Here is a 22,544-nt window from a genome sequence, read left to right on the forward strand (position 1 = left end):
AGTCACCCGACCACGAGAGAGGGATGTATGCCCCAGGACACCCAGCTCATTCGCGTTCCGCTCGACGCCTCCGTGAATGGCGACGGCATCGAGGTGTTGCTGGAGACGGACCCCTCCAGCTCCGGCATCGTTCGGGCGGCGCGCCCCGGTGACGTCGTGGCGACGGCCGCCCATACGCTGGACGAAAGCTTCGACCACGTCCGCGCCACGGCGGAGTCACTGGTGGGGCGGCTCACCAGGCTCCCGGTGCAGCCCAAGACGATCGAACTGGAGCTGGGCGTGAAGATCAGCGCGGAGGCGGGCGCCATCATCGCCAAGACATCGGGCGAGGGGAACTTCCGCCTCAGGCTGGTCTGGGAAAGGCCGGACGAGGCTGCGCCGCCCAACGGCCGGGATACGTCGTCGAACGGCTCGCGGCCGGAGCCCGAATGACGCACGTATGCCCCCTGCTGCGCAGGCGTACGGCGCATCTGTCGGTGGTACCGCTCCTGGTCGCCTACGGCGGCGGGCCGCGATCGGACCATCCTGAAAGCATCAAGCAGCACTGCGGGTGACGATAAATCATCCATGCAGGTCGCGCAGTGCCCGCTGCCGTGCTGCGCAGCCGCATGGCCAAAGATGCGGAAGTTCTCGCGCTACGGCATGAGAACGCGGTGCTGCGCCTATGAGTGCCGAATACCTCATCCATTGCGTGTGACCTGCATGTTCTCCGATACGACTGGGGAGCGCCGGACGGGTACGCCAGGATGATCAGTCGTGCTGCTGCGACTGCCGTACCTGATGCTCACGAGCGTGTTCACCTTCATACGGCTGCTGCCGATGAGCGACATCGACAAGAACATCGAAATTCTGACGCTACGCCACCAGCTCGCCATCCTGCAGCGCAAGATCGACGAGCCCCGCCTCACCCGGCCCAATAGGGCCTTCCTCGCCGCCCTCCTCCACCGACTCCCAAGGCCGCAACTTCGGCAGCTGCACCTGATCGTCTCCCCCGATACGGTCCTGCGTTGGCACCGTGATCTGCTCCGCCGTCACCACACCAAGGTTTCCCGCCCGAAGCGGCCGGGCCGACCGCCCACCATCCGCAGCATCCAAGCCCTCGTCCTGCGCCTGGCCCGGGAGAACCCCCACTGGGGCTACCGGTGAATCCACGGCGAGCTCGCCGCCCTGGAAATCAGGCTCGCCCCCTCCACCGTCTGGGAGATCCTCCAAGCCCACGGCATCGAACCCGCACCCCAGCGCGACCACCAGACCTGGGCCAGCTTCCTGCACAGCCAAGCACACGCGATCCTTGCCGCCGACTTCTTCGAAACCCGCACCCTGGCCGGGGCCCGACTGTACGTCTTCGCCGTCATCGAGCACGCCACCCGCCGCATCCACATCCTGGGCACGACCGCCCGCCCCACCCGCGGCCTGGACCACGCAACTCGCCAGAAACCTGGTCATGGACCTGCAGGACGCCGGGGTCACCATGAAGTACCTGATCCGGGACCGCGACAGCAGGTACACCCGGGCGTTCGACAACGTCTTCGAAGACGACGGCATCGCCATCGTCAAGACCGGTATCCGCGTGCCGCGCATGAACGCGATCATGGAGCGCTGGGTTCAATCCCTGCAGGGCCGAACTTCTCGACCGGACCTTGATCCTCAACCAGGCCCACCTCCTGCACGCGCTCCGCGAATACGAGAGCTTCTACAACGAGCACCGGCCCCACCGCGCCCTCCACGCCGCCGCACCCCTGCGCTCACTGCCCGAACCGATCACCGAACCGGACCGACTCAACCACCTCGACATCCGCAGACGTGGTCGACTCGACGGCATCCTGCACGAGTATCAACATGCCGCTTGAACTGCGCGGATGAAGTTATCGGCACCCACAGGGTCCCCCGCCGCCCCCGCCGTCTCCCGGGCCCACCGATCCGCATCCCGGTAGCGGGAGCGGCCAGTGATACGGGTCGACTTCTCGGTTCCCGCCGAGTTCGAAGAGATGCCTTTGGACATGGACTTCGACACGGCCTGGGCCACCGTGAACGCCCGAAGCGGCTCCGCCTCACTGGCGCCAGGAGCCGAGCAACAGCCACGGGTGGAGATGACCCGCACACTCCAGCGAATCTCGCGGTTGCTCGCAGAGGTCGGCGTCGTGTACACGGCCAACTGCCTGCGGTCCGTCGACGGCGAGACTTCCATCGGCTCGCTCGCTATCGCTGTCGTGGAGTTCCCCTACGGCGACGATCCCGCCACCGCAGTCAGAGGGACCCTGCGAGGGATCCTCGACTGCCGAAGAGAAGGCTGGGCCGCATCGGTGATCGACGCTCCGTGCGGCCAGGCTGCCGTCTTCACCGGCAGCCAGATCTATGTTCTTCCTGCGGTGTTCTCCCCGAGCGGTGAAGAACTCAAGGTCCTCCTCACCGCCCAGTTCCACGCGATCATCCCCATCCCGCCCAAGGCGGGGGGGGAGGCGGCCAGCGCATGTGTCTGGTGGCTTTCTCCACACCCCAGATCGCTCACTGGGAGAGGTGCTACGCCCCGATCATGGCCACGATGCTGCGAAGTCTCCACTTCACGGAGGAGAACGAGAGCGAGCTCTGACACGAAGAGAATGACGTCGATGCCGCGCCCGCGATACCGCGTCTACCTGGCCGTCGGCATCGGCTGCTACGTCCTCGCCGCGATCGTGAGCCTGTTCCTCATAGCGGACGACTTCGGTCCTGCCCTGCTGGTGCCCCTGTGGATCGTGCACGGTGGACTCCTCATCCTGCTGATCCGGAAGCTGGGCGCCAAGGAGTCCAGCACGTACGCGGCACTGTTCATCGTGGCCGCCTCGCTGATGTCCGTGTACGTCGCCGCCATGGCCCGCGACGACCTCACACTGCAGCAGCGGGGCGAGAAGGTCCCTGCCACAGTCGTAAAGAAGTGGCGTGACCCGGCTGAGGGGCGCAAGAACCGCGACTACAACTACACACTGGAGCACCAGAACGGCACCAAGGTGCCGGGACCCGCCATGAAGACGGCGAACAACCAGTATGGCCTCGGCCAGAAAGTGACCGTGCTCGAGGACCCCCAGGGCGAACTCCGCCCCCAGACGCCGGGCCAGGCGGACGCGACGGGCGAGGCGCTCGGATCTGGTGCGTTCGCGCTCGCCGCGCTCGGTGCCGCCGGCTGGATGACGTGGCGGGGGTCGGACGCCGCGAGGCGGCGGGACGACGGAAGGCCGTCGGCCGGCATGCGCAAGGTGTACAAGGCCGTCACCGGCGACCACACCACGCAGGAAGAGCAGGAGGAGAAACTCCGCGAGGCCCTGCGCGCGTACCCCGCCGACCGCCGCGGCTACATCAAGGTGCAACTCAAGGACTACCCCGACCTGACGCAGCGCCGGGCCGCCCGGATCGCCTGGGAGACGGGCCTGCGTGCGGAGGCGGCGGGCAACCGGGGCTCGTGGCGCTTCAAGGAAACCGCCATCGAGGAATTCCCGCACGACTGAGCAGGGCACACCAGAGGCCAAGAGCCACGTACTGTCGGTTCCGACAATTCATCCCCGTCGGGGCCCTGATCTCCACGCTCCGTGCGTGTCCGCCGCGGCACACTGAAGATACCGGGCCAATACCCCGCTGCGCGTTTCCCTGATGCCGTGGAGGGAGCGGCGCCGGCAGCCTCGAAACCGCCCGGAACGCTATGCCCTGAGGTAGAGCTGCTCGGCTTCGAGGATGAGGCTTCCCAGTGGATTGTCGTAGGGCCAGGAGTCGGTGATGACACGGCCGATGCCGCGCAGCCGCTGCGGCTTGGGCGGGAGCGGCGAGGTGGAGAGCTGTACAGCGACCTGCTCCAACTGCTCGCGGAGGGTCGTCAATTGCTGGGCGCTGCTCACTCGTCCGTGGCCCGTGGTGTGCCGTTGTAGTTCCTCATCGATTCCCGACAGGGCCTGTCGGGTCGCTGCGAGGGCTTTTTGTTCGGTTGATTCGGACACTATGGCTCCAGCAAGTCCCTGTCGGGGTCCAATACGTACGTCTGTTTTCCGCCGCCAGGGTAGCCGATGCCCTGCTCCGCGACCCGGCCCTCGATGATGGGCGCACCCGGGCGAATCTTCCATTGTTTGAGGAAGGTGAACTGGTTCCAGGACGCCTTGACGGCGATTTCCTCGCGGGTGGCTGGCCACTGTGTTGTCAGATAACGCCCGCGTGCCCACGCGTTCTTGCCGTCGTAGAAGCGCATTCCGTAATCACTGTCGCCGGCCCGGCGAACCGTGATCGTGCCCTCCTCGAACGACTCCATGACCTGGATGCGGAAATTGCGGGGGACGCCGGCGTCGCGGAGGAGTTGTGCTGCTTCCCTGGTTCCGGCGTAGGGATCCAGGGCGCCGGTCTCGCAGGGGGCGAGTCCGAGCGGGTCGGCCCAGGACCGGGGGTCGGTCACGTAGGCGACGGGGTTGGGGGCTGGGGCGAGCCCGAGGGGATCGAGTGTGAGGTAGCGGCCCGTTTCCGGGTCGTAGTGGCGGAAGTAGTTGTAGTGAAGCTCGGTTTCGGGGTCGTAGTACTGGCCGGGGAAGCGCAGGGGCGTGTAGGTCGCGCTGTCGGCGCCCCAGGGGGTCCTGCCCCACAGCGTGGAACGTGTGCGCCAGACGATGCCGCCGGATTCGTCGACAAGTTCTGTTGGTGCTCCGACGAGATCGGTGACAATCGCGAAGAAGCGGGAGTCGATCTCTGCTTGCGGCGCGTCGAGGGTCGTGCGGCGTTCGGTCTGGGCGATGGGGCGCAAGCCGTCGTGATCCCAGGTGAGGACGACGGGATTGGGTGCCTCTGGTGTGAGGGTGGTCTGCTCGCAGAGGGTGGCGCCGTCCCAGGTGAACGTGGTCTGTTCGACGATGGTTTCGTTGTCGGCCGCCAGGCGCCGCTTGGCTATGCGGCGGCCGAGGGCGTCGTAGAGGTAGCGCCAGCGGGTGCCATCTGGTGTAACGACCGATGTGAGGCGGTCTTCGGCGTCCCACGAGTAGTGCCAGGCGTCGGGCTTGTGCGACAGGCGGGTCTTGCGCCGGACGGTGACGCGGCCGGCCGCGTCGTGTTCGAAGCGCGTGTTGCCCGCCCGGACGAGACTCGTGCCCGTGTAGGCGCGCGGTCCGGTGGCTTCGTGACCCGGGTGTGCGGCGGGCCAGGAGGCTTCGGTCTGGTTGCCTGTCTCGTCGTAGGCGTACCGCTCGGTCCAGTCGGCCGCCTGGACAGTGGTCACGCGGCCGAGGGCGTCAAGGTCGAAACTGCGCCGGCCGTTGAGCTGGTCGTCGATGCCGGTGAGCAGGCCGTCGGCGCGGTAGGTGTAGTCGCGCCTCTGGAGGCTGGCACCTGTGGCGCGGTTCGTCGCCGACTGGGTGAGGAGCCGGCCGAGGTCATCGAACGTGTTCGCCAGGGTGAGGGCGTCACCGATGTGCCGGTTCAGTTCCCGGCCGGCCACGTCGCGATCGAAGCTGATCGTACGGCCCGCGCTGGTTCGTTCGATGCAGTTGCCGACGGTGTTATAGCGCCAGGTGCTGGTCACACCGGTGGGGGTGATGCGGCTGGTGCGGCGGCCCATGGCGTCGTAGCCGTACGAGATTGTGCGCCCGTTGACAGTCTCGGCCAGCAGGCGTCCGGCGGCGTCGTGTTCCCGGACCACGGTCGCATCCGGTGTGACGGCCGTGGCGAGTTCGCCGCCTGCCGTGTAGATGAAGGTGGCTGCCTTGTTGCCGTCCGTCTGCCGGATGATCCGCCCCAGCGCGTCCCGCTGGAAGCGGAGGGTCTGCCCGAGGGGGTTCGTGCGGGCGACGAGAGCGCCCGCGGGATCGTGGACGTACCGGACGACACGGCGGTCGAAGTCCGTCTCGGCCACGAGGCGGCCGGCGGGATCGTACTCATACCGCCAGGACAGTCCCAGCGGGTTGGTGACCTCTGCGAGGCGCAGTTCGGTGTCGTACGTGAAGGTGTGACGTGCACCGTCCGGACCGGTGCGTGCACTCAGCAGGTCGAAGTGGGTGTACTCGTAGCGGTCCACGGCGCCCATGGCGTCGGTGTGGCTGACGCAGTTGCCCTCACCGTCGTAGGTCCACGACTCGCTGCTGCCATCCGGGGCGGTGCGGCGCGCGGGTTTGCCTTCCACCGTCCACTCGAAGCGGGTCACGTTTCCCAGGGGATCGGTGAGGGTGACGGGCCGTCCGAAGGGATCGCGTTCGTAACGGGTTTCCGCATTGGCCGGGTCTATCGTCACCAGGGGCAGGCCCGCGCGGTCGCAGGTGATGCGCGTGCGGTGGCCGAGCGGGTCGCTGATGGACGTCAGATGCCCGGAGTTGTTGTAGGAGAAGTGCGTCGTCGCGCCGACGGCGTCTGCGACGGAGGTGCGGTTCCCGCGCTCGTCGTACTCGTAGCTCCAGATGCGACCCGCCGGGCCGGTCACCGTCGTCGGCAGGCCGAGGTCGTTGTACTCGACGCGGGTCTCGCTGCCGTCCGGGCGGACGACCGACGTCAGCCGCCCGTGCTCGTCGTAGCGGTAGTCAGTGGTGCTTCCGAGCGCGTCCGCGGCAGTGGTCAGCCTGCGCTCGGTATCCCACTCCTGACAGGTGACGTTGCCGAGCGGGTCCGTCTCGCGGACCAGGCGCAGGGCCTCGTTGTGTTCGTACACGCGGGTATGGCCGACGGAGTCGGTCACCCGGGTGGTCCTGGTGACCGCGTCGTAGGTGAGGGCGGAAGCAAGTGCGTTGCCGGTGCCGCCGGTGGCGATCACGCGGCCCTGGTCGTCGTAGGTGTACCAGTAGGTGGTGGTGTTGCGGTCGGTCCAGGAGGTGATGCGGCCGTCGGCGTCATAGGCGTAACGCATCGGCAGGCTCGAGGAGTTGGCCTCCTCGGTCAGGCGTCCCTCAGTGTCGTAGCCGAAGGTCATCAGGGTGGTGCCGGGGGCGTGCGGGGCGGCGGGATCGATAAGGCGCAGGCCCGTGATGCGGGAGCGGGACCGGTCGTGGTCGATGGCGATGCGGTAGCCGCCCGAGTGCACTACGGCGGCGGGGATGTCGGCCCCGGTGTAGAGGACAGTGATGCGGTTGCCGTTGCGGTCCTGGATGTGCTGCAGGGGCAGGTCGACCGCCTCGTCGGCGGCTGCCGGGACCGGGGAGTGGAAGACGTGCGTCAGGCCGGTGTCGGGGTCGGTGATGCGGACCGCGCCGTCGGTCTCGGCGTCCCAGGACAGCAGCAGGCACGAGCCGGGCGTTCCGGGTCGGACGGGAGCGTTGGTTTCCGGGTCCGGCATCGGGAAGCAGAGGCGGGCCCCGTCCGCGGTCGCGTAGACGAAGCCCTCGTCGTCGGCTTGCACACGCTGGTCCAGCGTCGAGGCCCAGGAGGAGCCGAACCAGCCGCCCCAGCGGTACGACGAGATGTGCGTGCGCTCCAGCACGAGCGGTAGGACACCCGGCAGCTGGACGTCCGTACGGGACAGGGCCATGTCGCCGGTGGCCACGTCGATCGGGTCCCGCACGAACGTCTTGACCATGTTGCGGATCGAGGCGGGCAGCTTGTTGAAGCCCGGGTTCAGCTTCAGCCGCTCGAAGGCGGCGCAGTCCAGGCCCATGCCCTTGCCCAGCTTGGCCAGGGCGGCCGGACCCAGCGCCTTCAGGCCCTTGCCGAGCGCCTTGCCCAGCACGCCGAAGCCGACGCCCATCAGCGCGCCCTCGGTGAGGAGCCCGGCCAGTTTCTCCGGCTCCTTGAACGCGCCCGGGTCCTCCAACATGGTCTGGAACGCGGTGAACTCCATGCCGCCCTTGGCCATCTTGGCCACCTCGGCGACACCACGGATCTCCTTGAGCGCCTTCAGCGCCCGCTCAACACCCCGGATGACCTCCATGACCTCGCGGACCACGGAGCCCAGCGCGGTGCCCTCCTCCTCGATCCGGCCGATCAGCGCGACGACCTTCAGCGCCCGCTCCCCCGCCATCAGCGTGGAGGCCACCTCGGAGGCGCCCGCGGTGAGGATCGACAACGCCAGGCCCGCGATCTCGAACTCAGCGATCTCCGCCAGCATCACACCGATCTCGGACAGCAGCTCATGCGCCTTGTCGGCGAAGCCGTCCAGCGCCTTCGCGCCCTCGCGCAGCGAGTGGGCCATCTCGGTGGCCTGCTTACGGGCGCTCTTGGAGCGCTTGTGAAACGCCTTGGCCGCCTTACCCTCCCACTCCACGTCCTTGAGGGCACGTTCGGCGGCGGTGGCCGCGTCGTCCAGGCCCGTGGCCAGGTGCCGCCACTTCTTCGCGATCTCCCGCACCCCGTCCGGGTCCACCGCCGGATCCGAGATACCCAGGAACTCCAGACCGCTGGCAATGGAGTCCCCGAACATGTGGTTGAACTTGTTGACGTAGTGAAACGGGTTGAGGTCGACCATGATGCTGCCGCTCAGCCCTTCTTCGCCGCAGCCGCGATCAGCACATCCAACAGGTCGAAGGCGTCCGAAACCTCACCGACCAACTTGGCCTCCGCCTCCCACTCCTCCTCTAGCTGCTTCGTCAGCCTGGTGAGGGTGTGCATGCCCTCGCGTATCTCGCCCGTCGCGCTCAACAGTGAGCCCAGCGCCCCCAGCGCACCCAGGTCATCGGACTGCGCCTTGAACTCCTGCAACGGCTTCGCCGTGTGGTGCCCCACCGTCCGCAGCCCCGACGCCGCCTTGTGCATGGACGTGGCCTGCTTCTTCAGGTCCGACACCCCACCCCACCCCCGAACTTCACTCTGCGCGTCTGCCAACCTGGCGACCCTAGCCAGACCACCCCTCGGAGAAGTAAGGGGGAATTCAAGAGCGGGCAAAGTTCCGGAGCGCATCCCCGCGCCCTCGATGTCGTTCCTCACTGCGTCACGGTGCCCTCCCTCTCCACGCTCGCGGCTTCGGTCGCCGCCGATGCCGTCCCCGGCGGAACCGGCACCAACCGGAACCGCCCCTCCACCCGCGCCACGGCGCAAATGCGCAGGTCAGCGACATTTGCACGACCAGCCATGTTTTGTGGCTCCCGCCCAGGACTCGAACCTGCGACCAAGCGATAGATCTACCGCTTAAACTGGACGACCGCCTGGATCACCAGCTGGCCGCCCCCGGCCGACGCCCCCCCCGTTCCCATGTTCCGTGTCCCCCGCCGAGGGTTCGAACCTGCGCAGCGCAAGTCGTTCAGAGCGGCGTGATCACCACTGCCCAGGACTCGAACCTGCGGCCAGACTCGGGCCGGGACCAGCAGGACGTCCAGCCAACCGGCCGGTGCGGGCAACGACACGGCCATTCGCCGCATCCAGGCCCCAGGACGCGATCACCCGAAACGCTCGGCCCACGCGGGCATACCCGCCACCCCTCCGAACTGACTCACCGTTCAGCTACGTCCAGCCGCGATCCAGCCAGCGCGTGGAGAACGACGGATGACAACAGGTGACGAAGCGTCAGGTCATCCAGCCAAAATCCAGCCACGGGCACGCGAACGGGGTCGACTCGAATCTAGGTCGACCCCGCCTGACCTGGCGTTTTGCTAATTCGCCAGATCCACGGTGATGCGTGGCCTATACATTGAGGCGGAACTCCACACGTTCCGTCCTGAATCACGTACTTCTACCCGATCTTCCATCGATACCCCGCCCTTGACGCAGCCCTCGGCCGCCGAACTGGCCTCCAACAACTCCTTGGCCGCGGCAGGACGGCAAATCTGTCGTGCGACATCTCTATAGGGGACATGCAAGCGCAAACCAGTAATCAGGCACCGATGCCCAACTGCACGTACCCCCAAGCCCCCATCCGAGCAGCACCCGAGCCCGGGTACCCCGTGGCAGGCCCAGGTGGCCCTCCCCGAGGAGGCGCCCGACGTGACCGAGCCCGTCGCTGCCACCCTCCTGCAGTTCCTTCGCACCCTGATCGCCGATTCAAGCCAGCAGCGCCCCGGGAGCGGCAACAGCTGACCGAGAGACGCGGGCGGCCGCTGGCCCTTCTCCCCCATTCGAGGTACGACAGAACGCCACATAACACCCGCAGCGCGCCCGCACTGGGAGTCTCACCGCACGTGATCCGCTTCGCCTTCGCCGGACGCTGCTCCACCGAGGACCTCCAAGACCCCGAGGCCTCAAGGAACTGGCAGCTCACCCGCGCCCGAGCCCTGACCGAATCCACTGGCGGCCACATCGTCACCGAATACTTCGACGTCGGACACAGCCGCTCCCTGCCCTGGCAGCGCCGCCCCCGCGCCAACGAAATCCTCCAAGCCCTCCGCAACCCCAACCGCGGATTCGACGCAGTCGTGATCGGCGAACCCCAGCGCACCTTCTACGGCAACCAGTTCGGCAACACCTTCCCGTATTCGTCCACTTCCACATCCCCCTGTGGGTCCCGGAGATCGGCGGCCCGATCGACCCCGACAACGAAGCCCACGACCTCGTCATGTCCGTCTTCGGCGGCATGAGCAAGGGCGAACGCAACCGCATCAAAATCCGGGTCCGGACCGCCATAAGCTCCCAGGCCCAGCTCCAAGGCCGCTACCTCGGCGGACGCCCCCGTACGGGTACCTGATCGGCGACGCGGGCCGCACCCGAACCCGGCCAAGGCCGCGACGGGACAGCGGATCCACCGCCTGGAGCCCGACCCCGCCGCAGCCCCCACCGTGGCCCGGATCTTCCAGATGTACGTCGACGGCATGAGCGACAAGGCCATCGCCGCCCAGCTCACCCGGGAAGGCATCCCCTGCCCCTCCGCCCATGACGCGGCCCGCAACCCCCACCGGAAGAAGCCGGCATGGCAGGCCGGAGCCGTCAGAGCAATCCTCATCAACCCCCGCTACACCGGCTACGAGATCTGGAACAAGCAGCGCAAGGAGGAACACCTCTACGACGTCGACGACGTCACCCTCGGCCACCGCACCCTCATGACACACAACCCGGCCGAACAGTGGGTGTGGTCCAACGACGCCGCCCACGAAGCGATCGTCACCACCCAGCTCTTCGACACCGTCAAAAAGATCCGCCAGCAGCGTGCCCGCACGCCGCAGCGCCTCGAACGCCCCGGACGACAACCGCAGGGGCAATGGACGTACGCACTGCGCGGGCGGGTGCGATGTGAGACGTGCGGGCGCAAGATGCAGCCCGCGACGATCCGCAACACCGTCTACTACCGCTGCGAGTTCAAGGAACAGGAGCAGTCCCTACACCCCGGCCTGGATCACCCCCGGACCGTCTACCTCCGGGAGGACGTGGTGTGCCGGGCTCTGGACCGGTGGATCGCGAAAGCCTTCGCCCCCCGCCCGGCTCACCGCCACCCTCACCGCCCTCGCCCAAGCCAGCGCGGCAGCGAACAACGGCCGAGACGCTCACCCCGCAGCAGGCACAGGCCCGCAAAATCGTCAAGGAGTGCGAGCGGCGTCTCGCCCGCTACCAGGCCGCCCTGGAAGCCGGCTCCGACCCCGCCGTCGTCACTCAATGGATCAACGAGGCGCAGGCGGAGAAGGAAGCAGCACGCAAGAAGCCCGACACGCCACCCGCCGCCACTCGAAAGAAGGAAACTCCCCTCAGCGTCGACCAGATCCGGGAGATCACTGAGAACCTCGGAGACATCGCACAACGCGTGCAGGCCGTCGACGCAGAGAAGAAGAACCCGCTCTACGAAGTCCTCGGGATCACGATCAGTACGAATACGCAGGTAGGGCCGCAACCGTTAGGTCGAGGCCCTCGTCCGCGTATCGCTACAGCGAGTGTCCGAGGGGGGACTTGAACCCCCACGCCCGATAAAGGGCACTAGCACCTCAAGCTAGCGCGTCTGCCATTCCGCCACCCGGACCAGGTGTCTGCCGCCTGACCGGGGGTGTTCCCCGCGGCGACATGGACAACAATACCAAGCTTTCGGAGTGGCCTTCACCTGCGTTTCCTCCGACATCTCCGCAGGTGGGACACCTCCTCACCGTGCGTGTCCGCATCACTACCGGTGCGCGCCCGGGTGCTGGACGCGCACCGCGCCGGACCGGGCCGGGATCCGGCGGAGATCGTCCGCTCGGTCCAGGTCCCGGTGTCGTACGACGACCAGGCGGCGACCCGGGCCATGGTCACCGCCCTCGTCCGGGCCGGGAGGAACCACGTCGTGCTGAGCCCGCCGCGCCCTTACCCGCAGGGGGTGGCCCGCCGGCTCGCCGAGGAGGTCATGGCCCCGTTGCCCGTCCTCACGGCATGAGCTGGTACTCCGGGAAGTTCCCCGGCAGCCGCTCCCCCACCGGCCCCTGTGTCACCGCGCGCACCAGCAGTTCGCCGCCGACGAAGGCGCCCCGCCAGGACGCGCCGAAGCCCCCGAAGAGTTCGTCCCGGTCGCCTCGGGAGCGCGGCTTGCCGTGACCGACCTTGAAGGCGCGGATCTGCGGGGCCAGCCGCGCGAAGGTGGCCTCGTCGTCGGTGGAGAGGGTGGCGACCAGCGCGCCGTTGGACGCGTTCATGGCGGCCAGCAGTTCGGCCTCCGTGTCGACCAGGACGATCGTGTCGACCGGGCCGAAGGGTTCCGCGTGGTGGAGGGGGGAGGACCGGGGCGGGTTGAGGAGGGTGACCGGGTGGACGTACGACGCGGTGTCCTGGCCGGGCAGGAAGCGCGCGTCGGCCGGGCGGCCGCGGTGCAGCGGGACGGCGCCGCGGTCGACGGCCTCGGCGACCTGGTCGGTCAGGTCCTTGGCCTTGGCCGCGTTGATCACCGGCCCGAAGTCCAGCTCAGGGAGCGGATCCGCCGGGTCGGCGACCGCGAGGGGGTGGCCCACACGCAGTGCGCGGACCGCCGGGAGGTAGGCGGTCAGGAACTCGTCGAACAACTCGCGCTGGACGACGAAGCGCGGGTAGGCGGTGCAGCGCTGCTTGCCGTAGTCGAAGAGCTTGGGGACGACGGCGGTGAACGCCTCCCAGCCGGTGAAGTTCCAGATGCCCCAGGTGTTGAGTCCCTCCTGTTCGAGGACGTGCCGCTTGCCGAGGTCGGTGACGGCGGTGGCCACCGCGGCCCCGGTGTCCCGGCCGCCGACGAAGGAGACGCAGCCGATCTCCGGCGCCCGCACCAGCACCTCGGACAGCTCGCCCCCGCTGCCGCTCAGCAGCGTGACCGGCAGGCCCTCCCGGGCGGCGAGCGCGCAGGCCAGGGTGAGACAGGCGACCCCGCCGTCGGTCGGGGTCTTGGCCACCACCGCGTTGCCCGCCAGGGCCTGGACCAGTACCGCGTGGACGAGCACGCTCATCGGGTAGTTCCAGCTGGCGATGTTGGACACCGGCCCGTCCAGCGGGGCGCGCCCCACGAGCATCGGCTCGATGCCGTCGACGTACCAGCGCACCCCGTCGATCGCCCGGTCCACGTCCGCCTGGGCCAGCCGCCAGGGCTTGCCGATCTCCCAGACCAGGAGCAGGGCGAGCAGTTCGCGGTGTTCGGTCAGGGCGTCCAGGGTGGCGGCCACCCTGGCCCGGCGTTCTTCCAGCGGGACGTGCCGCCAGGCACGGTGCTGGTCGAGGCAGCCGCGGACGGCCCGGTGGGCGGTGCCGCGGTCGAGCCGCGGGGGGCCGGCGATGGGGCCCCCGTCGACGGGGCTGGTCGCGGGCAGCGGCCGGCCGTCGGGCTGCCAGGTGCCGGCCCAGAGGTTGAGGACACGGTCGTCGCGGAAGGCCTCGGGGGCGAGAGCGAGACAGCGCGCCCAGGCGTCACGCCACCCGGTGCCGGGCTTCTGGACCAAGGGGATCGAAGCGCCGAGGGCCATGGCTCAGCTCCCTTCCGGCTGCCGTGCGTCCAGCAGGTCGAGGACCAGCCGGGCGGTCTCGGTCGGTGTGCTCCCCACCCGCACCCCGACCGCCTCCAGCGCCTCCTGCTTGGCCCGCGCGGTGCCGGCCGAACCGGAGACGATCGCGCCCGCGTGGCCCATGGTCCGGCCCTCGGGCGCGGTGAACCCGGCGATGTAGCCGACGACCGGCTTGGTGACGTGGTCCCGGATGTAGGCGGCGGCCCGTTCCTCCGCGTCGCCGCCGATCTCCCCTATGAGGACGACGAGTTCGGTGTCGGGGTCCTCCTGGAAGGCGGCCAGGCAGTCGATGTGGTTCGTGCCGACGACCGGGTCACCGCCGATGCCCACGCACGTGGAGAAGCCGATGTCCCGCAGCTCGTACATGAGTTGGTAGGTCAGGGTGCCCGACTTGGAGACGAGACCGATCCGGCCCGGCTTGGTGATGTCGGCGGGGATGATGCCCGCGTTGGACTGGCCGGGGGTGATCAGACCGGGGCAGTTGGGGCCGATGATCCGGGTGCCCTTGCCACGGGCGTACGAGGTGAAGGCGACGGAGTCGTGGACCGGGATGCCCTCGGTGATCACGACCGCGAGGCCGATGCCGGCGTCGGCGGCCTCCAGGACCGCCGCCTTGGCGAACGCGGGCGGCACGAAGACGACCGTGACATCGGCGCCGGTCGCGGCCATGCCCTCGGCGACCGTGCCGAAGACCGGGACCGCCCGCTCGTCGAAGTCGACGCTCTGACCCGCCTTGCGCGGGTTCACCCCGCCGACGACGTCCGTCCCGGCGGCGAGCATCCGCCGGGTGTGCTTCATGCCCTCGCCGCCGGTCATGCCCTGGACGAGGACCTTGCTCTCCTTGGTGAGGTAGATCGCCATGTCGTCCCGTCTCCTCAGGCTGTGGTGGCGAGTTGGGCGGCGCGGCGGGCGGCGCCGTCCATCGTGGTGGCCTGTTCGACCAGGGGGTGCGCACGTCCGTCGAGGATCGCCCGGCCGCGCGCCGCGTTGTTGCCGTCGAGGCGGACCACCAGCGGCTTGGTCAGCCGGACGGTCTCCAGGGCCTGCACGATCCCGTCGGCGACCGCGTCGCACGCCGTGATCCCGCCGAAGACGTTGACGAAGACCGACTTCACGGCCGGGTCGGAGAGGATCACCGAGAGCCCGTCGGCCATGATCTGGGCGGAGGCTCCGCCGCCGATGTCCAGGAAGTTGGCGGGGCTCGCGCCGCAGCCGGCCACCACGTCCAGGGTGGACATCACCAGGCCGGCGCCGTTGCCGATGATGCCGACCTCGCCGTCCAGCTTGACGTAGTTGAGGCCCTTCGCGGCGGCCGTCGCCTCCAGCGGGTCGTGGTGCTCGGCCTCGTCGGCGCCCCAACGGGCCTGCCGGAAGCGGGCGTTGTCGTCAAGGGTGACCTTGCCGTCGAGTGCCAGGATCCGGCCCTCCTCGGTCCGCACGAGCGGGTTCACCTCGACGAGCAGGGCGTCCTCGCGGACCAGTACCTCCCAGAGCCGTACCAGGACGTCCACCGTCTGCGGCGGCAGTCCGGCGGCCCCGGCGATCTCCTGGGCCTTGGCGGAGGTGACGCCGACCGCGGGATCGACGGGCACCCGGGCCACTGCCTCGGGACGGGTCGCGGCCACCTCCTCGATCTCCATGCCGCCCTCGGCGGAGGCGATCGCGAGGAAGGTGCCCGCCGCGCGGTCCAGGACGTAGGAGACGTAGAACTCGCTCTCGATCTGCACGGGTTGGGCCAGCATCACCTTGCCGACCGTGTGCCCCTTGATGTCCATGCCCAGGATCTGCCGGGCCGTCAGTTCCGCGGCGGCCGGGTCGGCGGCGAGCTTGACGCCGCCCGCCTTGCCCCGGCCACCGGTCTTGACCTGCGCCTTCACTACGACCCGGCCGCCGAGCCTGCGGGCGATCTCCCGGGCCTTCTTGGGCGAGTCGGTGACCTCGGCCCTCGGCACCACGATGCCGTGTTCCTCGAAGAGTTCCCTTGCCTGGTGTTCGTACAGGTCCATTCCGGCTCCTGTCTGCGAAGTCATCCAGAAGTCATCGAGAGGCCGAACTCCGATGACTGAAAAGTGCCGCACGCCCCCTGGACACCACCCACCGGATGCGGGATAACAAGCTTCATACAGTATTCGTCGACTGTATGCAATGTACGAAGACGGCATTCCACCCCCTACGAAGGGACAGGACTTCGCCATGCCCGACGACACCCAGGACGTGATTTCCGGTGGTCATCTCGTTGCCAAGGCACTCAAGGCCGAGGGGGTCGACCGCATCTACACCCTCTGTGGCGGCCACATCATCGACATCTACGACGGCTGCGTAGACGAGGGCATAGAAGTCGTCGACGTCCGCCACGAGCAGGTGGCCGCCCACGCCGCCGACGGCTACGCACGCATCACCGGCAAGCCCGGCTGCGCGGTCGTCACCGCCGGTCCGGGGACGACCGACGCCGTCACCGGGGTCGCCAACGCCTTCCGCGCGGAGTCCCCGATGCTGCTGATCGGCGGCCAGGGGGCGCTCACCCAGCACAAGATGGGGTCCCTGCAGGACCTTCCGCACGTCGACATGATGGCGCCGATCACCAAGTTCGCGGCGACCGTCCCGGACACCGCCCGCGCCGCCGACATGGTCTCCATGGCGTTCCGCGAGTGCTACCACGGCGCCCCCGGCCCCTCCTTCCTGGAGATACCGCGCGACGTCCTGGACGCCAAGGTCCCGGCGGAGAAGGCGCGCGTCCCCAGGTCCGGCGCCTACCGGGCCTCCACCCGCTCGGCCGGCGACCCCGAGGCCATCGAGAAACTCGCCGACCTGCTCGTGCACGCGGAGAAGCCGGCCATCCTGCTGGGCAGCCAGGTCTGGACGACCCGGGGCACCGCGGCCGCCATCGAGCTCGTGCGCACCCTCAACATCCCGGCGTACATGAACGGCGCCGGACGCGGCACCCTGCCGCCCGGCGACCCGCACCACTTCCAGCTCTCCCGCCGGTACGCGTTCTCCAATGCCGACGTCATCGTGATCGTCGGCACGCCCTTCGACTTCCGCATGGGCTACGGCAAGCGCCTCTCCCCCGCCGCGACCGTCGTGCAGATCGACCTCGACTACCGCACGGTCGGCAAGAACCGCGACATCGACCTCGGGATCGTGGGCGACGCGGGCCTGGTGCTGAAGTCGGTGACCGAGGCCGCCTCCGGCCGCGTCAACGGTGGTGCTTCCCGGCGCAAGGAGTGGCTCGACGAGCTGCGGGCCGCCGAACAGACCGCTCTGGAGAAGCGACTGCCCAGCCTCAGGTCGGACGCGTCGCCCATCCACCCGTACCGCCTGGTCAGCGAGATCAACGACTTCCTCACCGAGGACTCGATCTACATCGGCGACGGCGGCGACATCGTCACCTTCTCGGGGCAAGTAGTACAGCCCAAGTCCCCTGGCCACTGGATGGACCCGGGCCCGCTCGGCACCCTCGGCGTCGGCGTCCCCTTCGTGCTCGCCGCCAAGCAGGCCCGCCCCGACAAGGAGGTCGTCGCCCTCTTCGGCGACGGCGCGTTCTCCCTCACCGGCTGGGACTTCGAGACCCTGGTCCGCTACGACCTCCCGTTCGTCGGGATCGTCGGCAACAACTCCTCGATGAACCAGATCCGTTACGGCCAGGCCGCCAAGTACGGCAAGGAGCGCGAGCGGGTCGGCAACACCCTCGGCGACGTCCACTACGACAAGTTCGCCCAGATGCTGGGCGGTTACGGCGAGGAGGTCCGCGACCCCGCCGACATCGGCCCCGCCCTGCGCCGGGCCCGGGAGTCGGGCAAGCCGTCGCTGATCAACGTCTGGGTCGACCCGGACGCGTACGCCCCCGGAACCATGAACCAGACCATGTACAAGTGAGGTGAACGCCGATGACCACCAAGGCACTCGAAGGCATCCGCGTCCTCGACATGACGCACGTCCAGTCGGGGCCGTCCGCCACCCAGCTGCTCGCCTGGCTCGGCGCGGACGTCGTCAAGCTGGAGGCGCCGACCGGTGACATCACGCGCAAGCAGCTGCGTGACCTCCCGGACGTCGACTCCCTCTACTTCACGATGCTCAACTGCAACAAGCGGAGCATCACCCTCAACACCAAGACCGAGCGCGGCAAGCAGCTCCTCACCGAACTGATACGCCGCTCGGACGTGATGGTGGAGAACTTCGGGCCGGGCGCGGTCGACCGGATGGGGTTCACCTGGGACCGCATCAAGGAGATCAACCCCCGGATCGTGTACGCGTCCATCAAGGGGTTCGGGGAGGGCCCGTACACCGACTTCAAGGCGTACGAGGTCGTCGCCCAGGCGATGGGCGGCTCGATGGCCACCACCGGCTTCGAGGACGGGCCGCCGCTGGCCACGGGCGCGCAGATCGGTGACTCGGGCACCGGAGTGCACACAGTCGCCGGAATCCTGGCGGCGCTCTTCCAGCGGGAGCGGACCGGACGCGGCCAGCGGGTCAACGTCGCCATGCAGCACGCCGTGCTCAACCTCTGCCGGGTGAAGCTGCGCGACCAGCAGCGGCTGGTGCACGGGCCGCTCGCCGAGTACCCCAACGAGGACTTCGGCGACCAGGTGCCCCGCTCCGGCAACGCCTCCGGCGGCGGCCAGCCCGGCTGGGCGGTCCAGTGCGCGCCGGGCGGCCCGAACGACTACGTGTACGTCATCGTGCAGCCCGTCGGCTGGCAGCCGATCACCCGGCTGATCGGCCGGCCGGAGCTGGCGGAGGACCCGGAGTGGGCGAGCCCGGAGGCCCGGCTGCCCAAGCTCGGCAAGATGTTCCAGCTGATCGAGGAGTGGTCCTCGACGCTCCCGAAGTGGGAGGTGCTGGAGCAGCTCAACGCCCACAACATCCCGTGCGGGCCGATCCTGTCCACCAAGGAGATCATCGAGGACGAGTCGCTGGTCGCCAACGAGATGGTGGTCACCGTCCCGCACCCCGAGCGCGGCGAGTTCGTCACCGTCGGCAGCCCGCTCAAGCTCTCCGACTCCCCCGTGGACGTGACCAGTTCACCGCTGCTCGGCGAGCACAACGCAGAGGTCTACATCGGCGAACTCGGTCTGGGCGACGAAGAGTTGCGCCTGCTCAAGTCGAACGGAGTGATCTGACGTGATGGCAGAGGACCGGGAGCTGCGGGTCCGTCAACTCCTCGACTCCGTGCGCGCGCAGGGCCGTGACGCACTCACCGCGCCCGAGGGCAAGGTGATCGCCGACGCGTACGGGATCGCCGTACCGGGCGAGGAACTGGCGAGGGACGTCGACGAGGCGGTGGCGTACGCGGCGCGCTTCGCCGGGCCGGTGGTGATGAAGATCGTCTCGCCGGACATCCTGCACAAGACCGACGCGGGCGGGGTGATCGTGGGGGTCGAGGGCGCGGCGGACGTGCGTGCGGCCTTCCACCGGATCGTCGAGAACGCGAAGGCCTACGACGCCGGCGCCCGGATCGAGGGCGTGCAGGTGCAGGAGCTGCTCCCGCAGGGACAGGAGGTCATCGTCGGCGCGGTGACCGACCCGACCTTCGGGAAGGTCGTCGCCTTCGGGCTCGGCGGGGTGCTGGTCGAGGTGCTGAAGGACGTGACCTTCCGGCTCGCGCCCGTCTCCGCCGACGAGGCGCTGTCCATGCTCGACTCCATCCAGGCCGCCGAGGTGCTGCGGGGGGTGCGCGGGCAGGCCGGCGTGGACCGGTGGGCGGTCGCCGAGCAGATCCGGCGGGTCTCCCAACTGGTCGCGGACTTCCCGGAGATCGCCGAAGTGGACCTCAACCCGGTGATCGCCACCCCACAGGGCGCGGTCGCCGCCGACATCCGGATCATCCTCGCCGAGAAACAGCCGCCGCCGCGCCGGAAGTACGCGCGCGAGGAGATCCTCACCTCCATGCGCCGGCTGATGCAGCCCCGCTCGGTCGCCGTGATCGGTGCCTCCAACGAGCCGGGCAAGATCGGCAACTCGGTGATGCGCAACCTCGTCGACGGCGGCTTCGCCGGGGAGATCCATCCGGTGAACCCCAAGGCCGATGACATTCTGGGCCGCAAGGCGTACAAGAGTGTCACGGACGTTCCCGGAGAGGTGGACGTGGCAGTCTTCGCCATTCCCGCCAGGTTCGTGGCAGCGGCGCTGGAGGAGGTGGGCCGGAAGAAGATCCCCAACGCCGTCCTGATCCCCTCCGGTTTCGCGGAGACCGGCGAACACGAGCTCCAGGAGGAGATCGTCGCGATCGGCGAGCGGTACGGCGTCCGGCTGCTCGGCCCGAACATCTACGGCTACTACTCCACCTGGCAGGACCTGTGCGCCACGTTCTGCACGCCGTACGACGTGAAGGGCGGCGTCGCACTGACGTCCCAGTCGGGCGGCATCGGGATGGCGATCCTCGGCTTCGCGCGGACCACGAAGACGGGTGTGTCGGCGATCGTCGGCCTCGGCAACAAGTCGGACCTGGACGAGGACGACCTGCTGACCTGGTTCGGTGAGGACCCGCACACCGAGTGCATCGCGATGCACCTGGAGGACCTCAAGGACGGCCGCGCCTTCGTCGACGCGGCGCGGAACACCGTACCGAGGAAGCCTGTCGTGGTCCTCAAGGCGGGGCGGACGGCGGCCGGTGCCAAGGCGGCCGGTTCGCACACGGGGGCCCTCGCGGGTGACGACGCCGTGTACGACGACATCCTGCGGCAGGCGGGCGTGATCCGGGCGCCGGGCCTGAACGACATGCTGGAGTACGCGCGCGGCCTGCCGGTGCTGCCGGCCCCGCAGGGCGACAACGTCGTGGTCATCACCGGCGCGGGCGGCAGCGGTGTGCTGCTGTCCGACGCCATCACCGACAACGGCCTGTCCCTGATGGAGATACCGCCGGACCTGGACGAGGCGTTCCGCCGCTTCATCCCGCCGTTCGGAGCCGCGGGCAACCCGGTGGACATCACGGGCGGCGAGCCGCCGTCGACGTACGAGGCGACGATCCGGCTCGGTCTCGAGGATCCGCGCATCCACGCCCTGGTCCTCGGCTACTGGCACACCATCGTCACCCCGCCGATGGTGTTCGCGGAGCTGACCGCGCGGGTGGTCGCGGAGTTCCGGGAGCGGGGCATCGAGAAGCCGGTCGTCGCCTCGCTCGCGGGGGACGTCGAGGTCGAGGAGGCCTGCCAGTACCTGTACGAGCGGGGGGTCGTGGCGTACCCGTACACGACCGAACGGCCGGTGGCCGTGCTCGGCGCCAAGTACCGCTGGGCGCGGGCGGCCGGACTGCTGGGGGGCGGCACATGACCTAGCCGAGGAGGGGGCCGGCCGGCGGTGCGCTGCGGCCGGCCCCGGGACCCGTGCGCGCACGAAAGGCATTGGACAGGGGGCGCTGGCCAGAGCTTTCGACGCAAGGGGTGCTGAACGAACATGTCATCCATCGATCTAACGACGTCCGTCCCCTTCAGGGAGGTGACGGACCGCAACGGCCGCACATACCGGATCGGCGAGAGTGACGTCGATCTGATGGGCCGGACACGCAAGTGGATGGTCATCCTGCCCTGGGTGGGCATGATGGGCATCAGTTCCGCCGAGTACGCGTTCACGTCGGCGGAGGACACGCTCCACGAGGCACATCTGTGGAGCAGCGGGCACATCTTCTGGCTGATGGGCGTCTGGGTGTTCTTCCAGGCGGCCGTGGCCTTCCCGGCCGGGCAACTGCGGGAGAGCGGACGGCTTCCCGCGCGTACGGCCATGCTGATCGGCGCGGTCGGCACCCTGCTCGGCTATGTGGCGCTGGCGTTCGCGCCGAACGTGGTCGTCGCCTATCTCGGCTTCGGCATGTGCAGCGGTATCGGCGCCGGTCTCGTCTACGCGACCTGCGTGAACATGGTCGGCAAGTGGTATCCGGAGCGCAAGGGCGGCAAGACGGGCTTCGTGAACGGCGGTTTCGCCTACGGGTCCGTGCCGTTCGTGTTCCTGTTCACCTCCGTCCTCGACCTGAGCAACTACAAGGTCCTGCTCACCTCGGTCGGCGTCGGGCTGTGTCTGGTGGTGGCGTCGGCGGGCTGGTTCTTCAAGGACCCGCCGAAGAACTGGTGGCCACCGCACGTGGACCCGCTGAAGGCCACTCAGGATCCGCGGATAAGGCGGGCTTTGGAGAAGAACCCGCCGGCGGTCAAGCAGTACACCCCGAAGGAGGCGGCCCGTACGCCCGTTCTGTGGATGATGTGGTTCTGCCTGCTCTGCACAGCCGGGATCAACATCTTCGGCATCGCCTTCCAGGTGCCGTTCGGCAAGGACATGGGTTTCGCGGGCGGGATCGTGGCCACCGCGATGTCGTTGAAGGCGATCGTCAACGGCACCGGACGCGGGGTCATCGGCTGGATCTCCGACCGCTACGGCCGCCGCAACACGCTCATCATCGTCTGCATCGTGCTCGGCAGCGCGCAGTTCGGTGTGCTGGTCTCCGGCCAGATGGGCAGCATGCCGTTCTTCCTGTTCTGCTCCATGGTCTCCGGGTTCGGCGGCGGGGCGATCTTCCCGCTGTTCGCGGCCATGACGGCGGACTACTTCGGTGAGAACAACAACGCCACCAACTACGGGATGGTCTACAGCTCCAAGCTGATCTCCGGCCTGGTGGGCTCCGGGCTGGGCGCGGTCGTCGTCGGCGAGTGGGACTACCACGGCGCGTTCGTCCTCGCGGGCTCCGTCGGCCTGGCCTCCGCGGTGCTGGCGCTCTTCCTCAAGGCACCGGGCAGGCCCAGCGCCCGGCGCATCGTCCCCAACCCGCATCCGCTCGGCGAGGAGATGGCGTGA

16 protein-coding genes, 1 tRNA gene and 2 pseudogenes are annotated in these 22,544 nt (G+C 68.7%); 10 read left to right on the plus strand and 9 right to left on the minus strand.

Translation table 11 applies throughout. The features are described from left to right. Positions 1–27 precede the first annotated feature (27 nt). The gene (locus AB0D59_RS37485) at positions 28–432 is read left to right on the plus strand and encodes a CU044_2847 family protein (protein ID WP_362575221.1); all 405 of its coding nucleotides are present in this window, start codon (positions 28–30) and stop codon (positions 430–432) included. 324 nt (positions 433–756) lie between these two features. After that, a pseudogene (locus AB0D59_RS37490) lies at positions 757–1,850 on the plus strand (integrase core domain-containing protein). Between the two features lie 201 nt (positions 1,851–2,051). Here the strand turns inward: AB0D59_RS37490 and AB0D59_RS37495 are convergent. Beyond that, entirely contained in the window at positions 2,052–2,423 is a 372-nt protein-coding gene (locus tag AB0D59_RS37495; RefSeq protein WP_362575223.1) for a hypothetical protein, read from the minus strand. Between the two features lie 186 nt (positions 2,424–2,609). Here AB0D59_RS37495 and AB0D59_RS37500 point away from each other — a divergent pair, with 186 nt between their 5' ends. Then, positions 2,610–3,482 (plus strand): hypothetical protein, encoded by an 873-nt coding sequence (locus AB0D59_RS37500; RefSeq protein ID WP_362575225.1) that lies wholly within the window; start codon positions 2,610–2,612, stop codon positions 3,480–3,482. A gap of 189 nt (positions 3,483–3,671) precedes the next feature. Here AB0D59_RS37500 and AB0D59_RS37505 read toward each other — a convergent pair whose 3' ends face one another. From AB0D59_RS37505 to AB0D59_RS37520, 4 genes are all read right to left on the minus strand, one after another. After that, positions 3,672–3,866, minus strand: a complete 195-nt coding sequence (locus AB0D59_RS37505) for a hypothetical protein (RefSeq protein ID WP_362575227.1) — start codon at positions 3,864–3,866, stop codon at positions 3,672–3,674. Positions 3,867–3,964: 98 nt separating this feature from the next. Beyond that, positions 3,965–8,386 carry a DUF6531 domain-containing protein gene (locus AB0D59_RS37510; protein WP_362575229.1) on the minus strand — a complete coding sequence of 1,474 codons (4,422 nt, stop codon included), beginning with the start codon at positions 8,384–8,386 and terminating at the stop codon, positions 3,965–3,967. Between the two features lie 11 nt (positions 8,387–8,397). Further along, positions 8,398–8,703, minus strand: coding sequence for a hypothetical protein (locus tag AB0D59_RS37515; protein ID WP_362575231.1), 306 nt, complete (start codon positions 8,701–8,703; stop codon positions 8,398–8,400). Positions 8,704–10,291: 1,588 nt separating this feature from the next. Then, the gene (locus tag AB0D59_RS37520) at positions 10,292–10,495 is read right to left on the minus strand and encodes a hypothetical protein (RefSeq protein WP_362575233.1); all 204 of its coding nucleotides are present in this window, start codon (positions 10,493–10,495) and stop codon (positions 10,292–10,294) included. Positions 10,496–10,658: 163 nt separating this feature from the next. Here AB0D59_RS37520 and AB0D59_RS37525 point away from each other — a divergent pair. Beyond that, positions 10,659–11,162: pseudogene (locus AB0D59_RS37525) on the plus strand (recombinase family protein); the annotation flags it as partial. Positions 11,163–11,233: 71 nt separating this feature from the next. Next, a complete protein-coding gene (locus AB0D59_RS37530) occupies positions 11,234–11,728 on the plus strand; it encodes a hypothetical protein (RefSeq protein ID WP_362575383.1) in 495 nt (164 codons plus the stop codon). Here AB0D59_RS37530 and AB0D59_RS37535 read toward each other — a convergent pair. Then, positions 11,710–11,794: transfer RNA gene (locus tag AB0D59_RS37535), tRNA-Leu, on the minus strand. The genes AB0D59_RS37530 and AB0D59_RS37535 overlap by 19 nt on opposite strands. Positions 11,795–11,920: 126 nt before the next feature. Here AB0D59_RS37535 and AB0D59_RS37540 point away from each other — a divergent pair. Continuing rightward, positions 11,921–12,181: a hypothetical protein gene (locus tag AB0D59_RS37540; protein WP_362575235.1), complete on the plus strand. Its 261-nt coding sequence runs from the start codon at positions 11,921–11,923 to the stop codon at positions 12,179–12,181. Here AB0D59_RS37540 and AB0D59_RS37545 read toward each other — a convergent pair. From AB0D59_RS37545 to sucC, 3 genes are read right to left on the minus strand one after another with little or no spacing between them, the layout of a single operon-like run. Beyond that, a complete protein-coding gene (locus AB0D59_RS37545; protein ID WP_362575237.1) occupies positions 12,171–13,724 on the minus strand; it encodes an aldehyde dehydrogenase family protein in 1,554 nt (517 codons plus the stop codon). The two genes, AB0D59_RS37540 and AB0D59_RS37545, sit on opposite strands and share 11 nt — an antisense overlap. Positions 13,725–13,727: 3 nt before the next feature. Further along, positions 13,728–14,624, minus strand: coding sequence for a succinate--CoA ligase subunit alpha (sucD, locus tag AB0D59_RS37550; RefSeq protein ID WP_362575239.1), 897 nt, complete (start codon positions 14,622–14,624; stop codon positions 13,728–13,730). A gap of 14 nt (positions 14,625–14,638) precedes the next feature. After that, a complete protein-coding gene (gene sucC / locus AB0D59_RS37555) occupies positions 14,639–15,769 on the minus strand; it encodes an ADP-forming succinate--CoA ligase subunit beta (RefSeq protein ID WP_362575241.1) in 1,131 nt (376 codons plus the stop codon). Positions 15,770–15,956: 187 nt separating this feature from the next. On the opposite strand from sucC, the gene AB0D59_RS37560 reads away from it, so the two are divergent. The 4 genes from AB0D59_RS37560 to AB0D59_RS37575 all read left to right on the plus strand — a co-directional run bounded on the left by AB0D59_RS37560 (position 15,957) and on the right by AB0D59_RS37575 (position 22,544). Continuing rightward, a complete protein-coding gene (locus tag AB0D59_RS37560; protein ID WP_362575243.1) occupies positions 15,957–17,639 on the plus strand; it encodes a thiamine pyrophosphate-binding protein in 1,683 nt (560 codons plus the stop codon). 11 nt (positions 17,640–17,650) lie between these two features. After that, positions 17,651–18,883, plus strand: a complete 1,233-nt coding sequence (gene frc, locus AB0D59_RS37565) for a formyl-CoA transferase (protein WP_362575245.1) — start codon at positions 17,651–17,653, stop codon at positions 18,881–18,883. Positions 18,884–18,887: 4 nt separating this feature from the next. After that, positions 18,888–21,032, plus strand: a complete 2,145-nt coding sequence (locus tag AB0D59_RS37570) for an acetate--CoA ligase family protein (protein WP_362575247.1) — start codon at positions 18,888–18,890, stop codon at positions 21,030–21,032. A 123-nt stretch (positions 21,033–21,155) separates the two neighbouring features. Next, positions 21,156–22,544 (plus strand): OFA family MFS transporter, encoded by a 1,389-nt coding sequence (locus tag AB0D59_RS37575; protein ID WP_362575249.1) that lies wholly within the window; start codon positions 21,156–21,158, stop codon positions 22,542–22,544.

The organism is Streptomyces sp. NPDC048417 (genome assembly GCF_040651615.1).
Taxonomy (GTDB): domain Bacteria; phylum Actinomycetota; class Actinomycetes; order Streptomycetales; family Streptomycetaceae; genus Streptomyces.

Coding starts and splice junctions, on each gene's coding strand:
- AB0D59_RS37485 (WP_362575221.1), top strand. CDS start 28: ATGCCCCAGGACACCCAGCTCATTCGCGTTCCGCTCGACGCCTCCGTG.
- AB0D59_RS37500 (WP_362575225.1), top strand. CDS start 2,610: ATGCCGCGCCCGCGATACCGCGTCTACCTGGCCGTCGGCATCGGCTGC.
- AB0D59_RS37560 (WP_362575243.1), top strand. CDS start 15,957: ATGCCCGACGACACCCAGGACGTGATTTCCGGTGGTCATCTCGTTGCC.
- sucC (WP_362575241.1), bottom strand. CDS start 15,769: ATGGACCTGTACGAACACCAGGCAAGGGAACTCTTCGAGGAACACGGC.
- frc (WP_362575245.1), top strand. CDS start 17,651: ATGACCACCAAGGCACTCGAAGGCATCCGCGTCCTCGACATGACGCAC.
- AB0D59_RS37510 (WP_362575229.1), bottom strand. CDS start 8,386: ATGGTCGACCTCAACCCGTTTCACTACGTCAACAAGTTCAACCACATG.
- AB0D59_RS37575 (WP_362575249.1), top strand. CDS start 21,156: ATGTCATCCATCGATCTAACGACGTCCGTCCCCTTCAGGGAGGTGACG.
- AB0D59_RS37545 (WP_362575237.1), bottom strand. CDS start 13,724: ATGGCCCTCGGCGCTTCGATCCCCTTGGTCCAGAAGCCCGGCACCGGG.
- AB0D59_RS37570 (WP_362575247.1), top strand. CDS start 18,888: ATGGCAGAGGACCGGGAGCTGCGGGTCCGTCAACTCCTCGACTCCGTG.
- sucD (WP_362575239.1), bottom strand. CDS start 14,624: ATGGCGATCTACCTCACCAAGGAGAGCAAGGTCCTCGTCCAGGGCATG.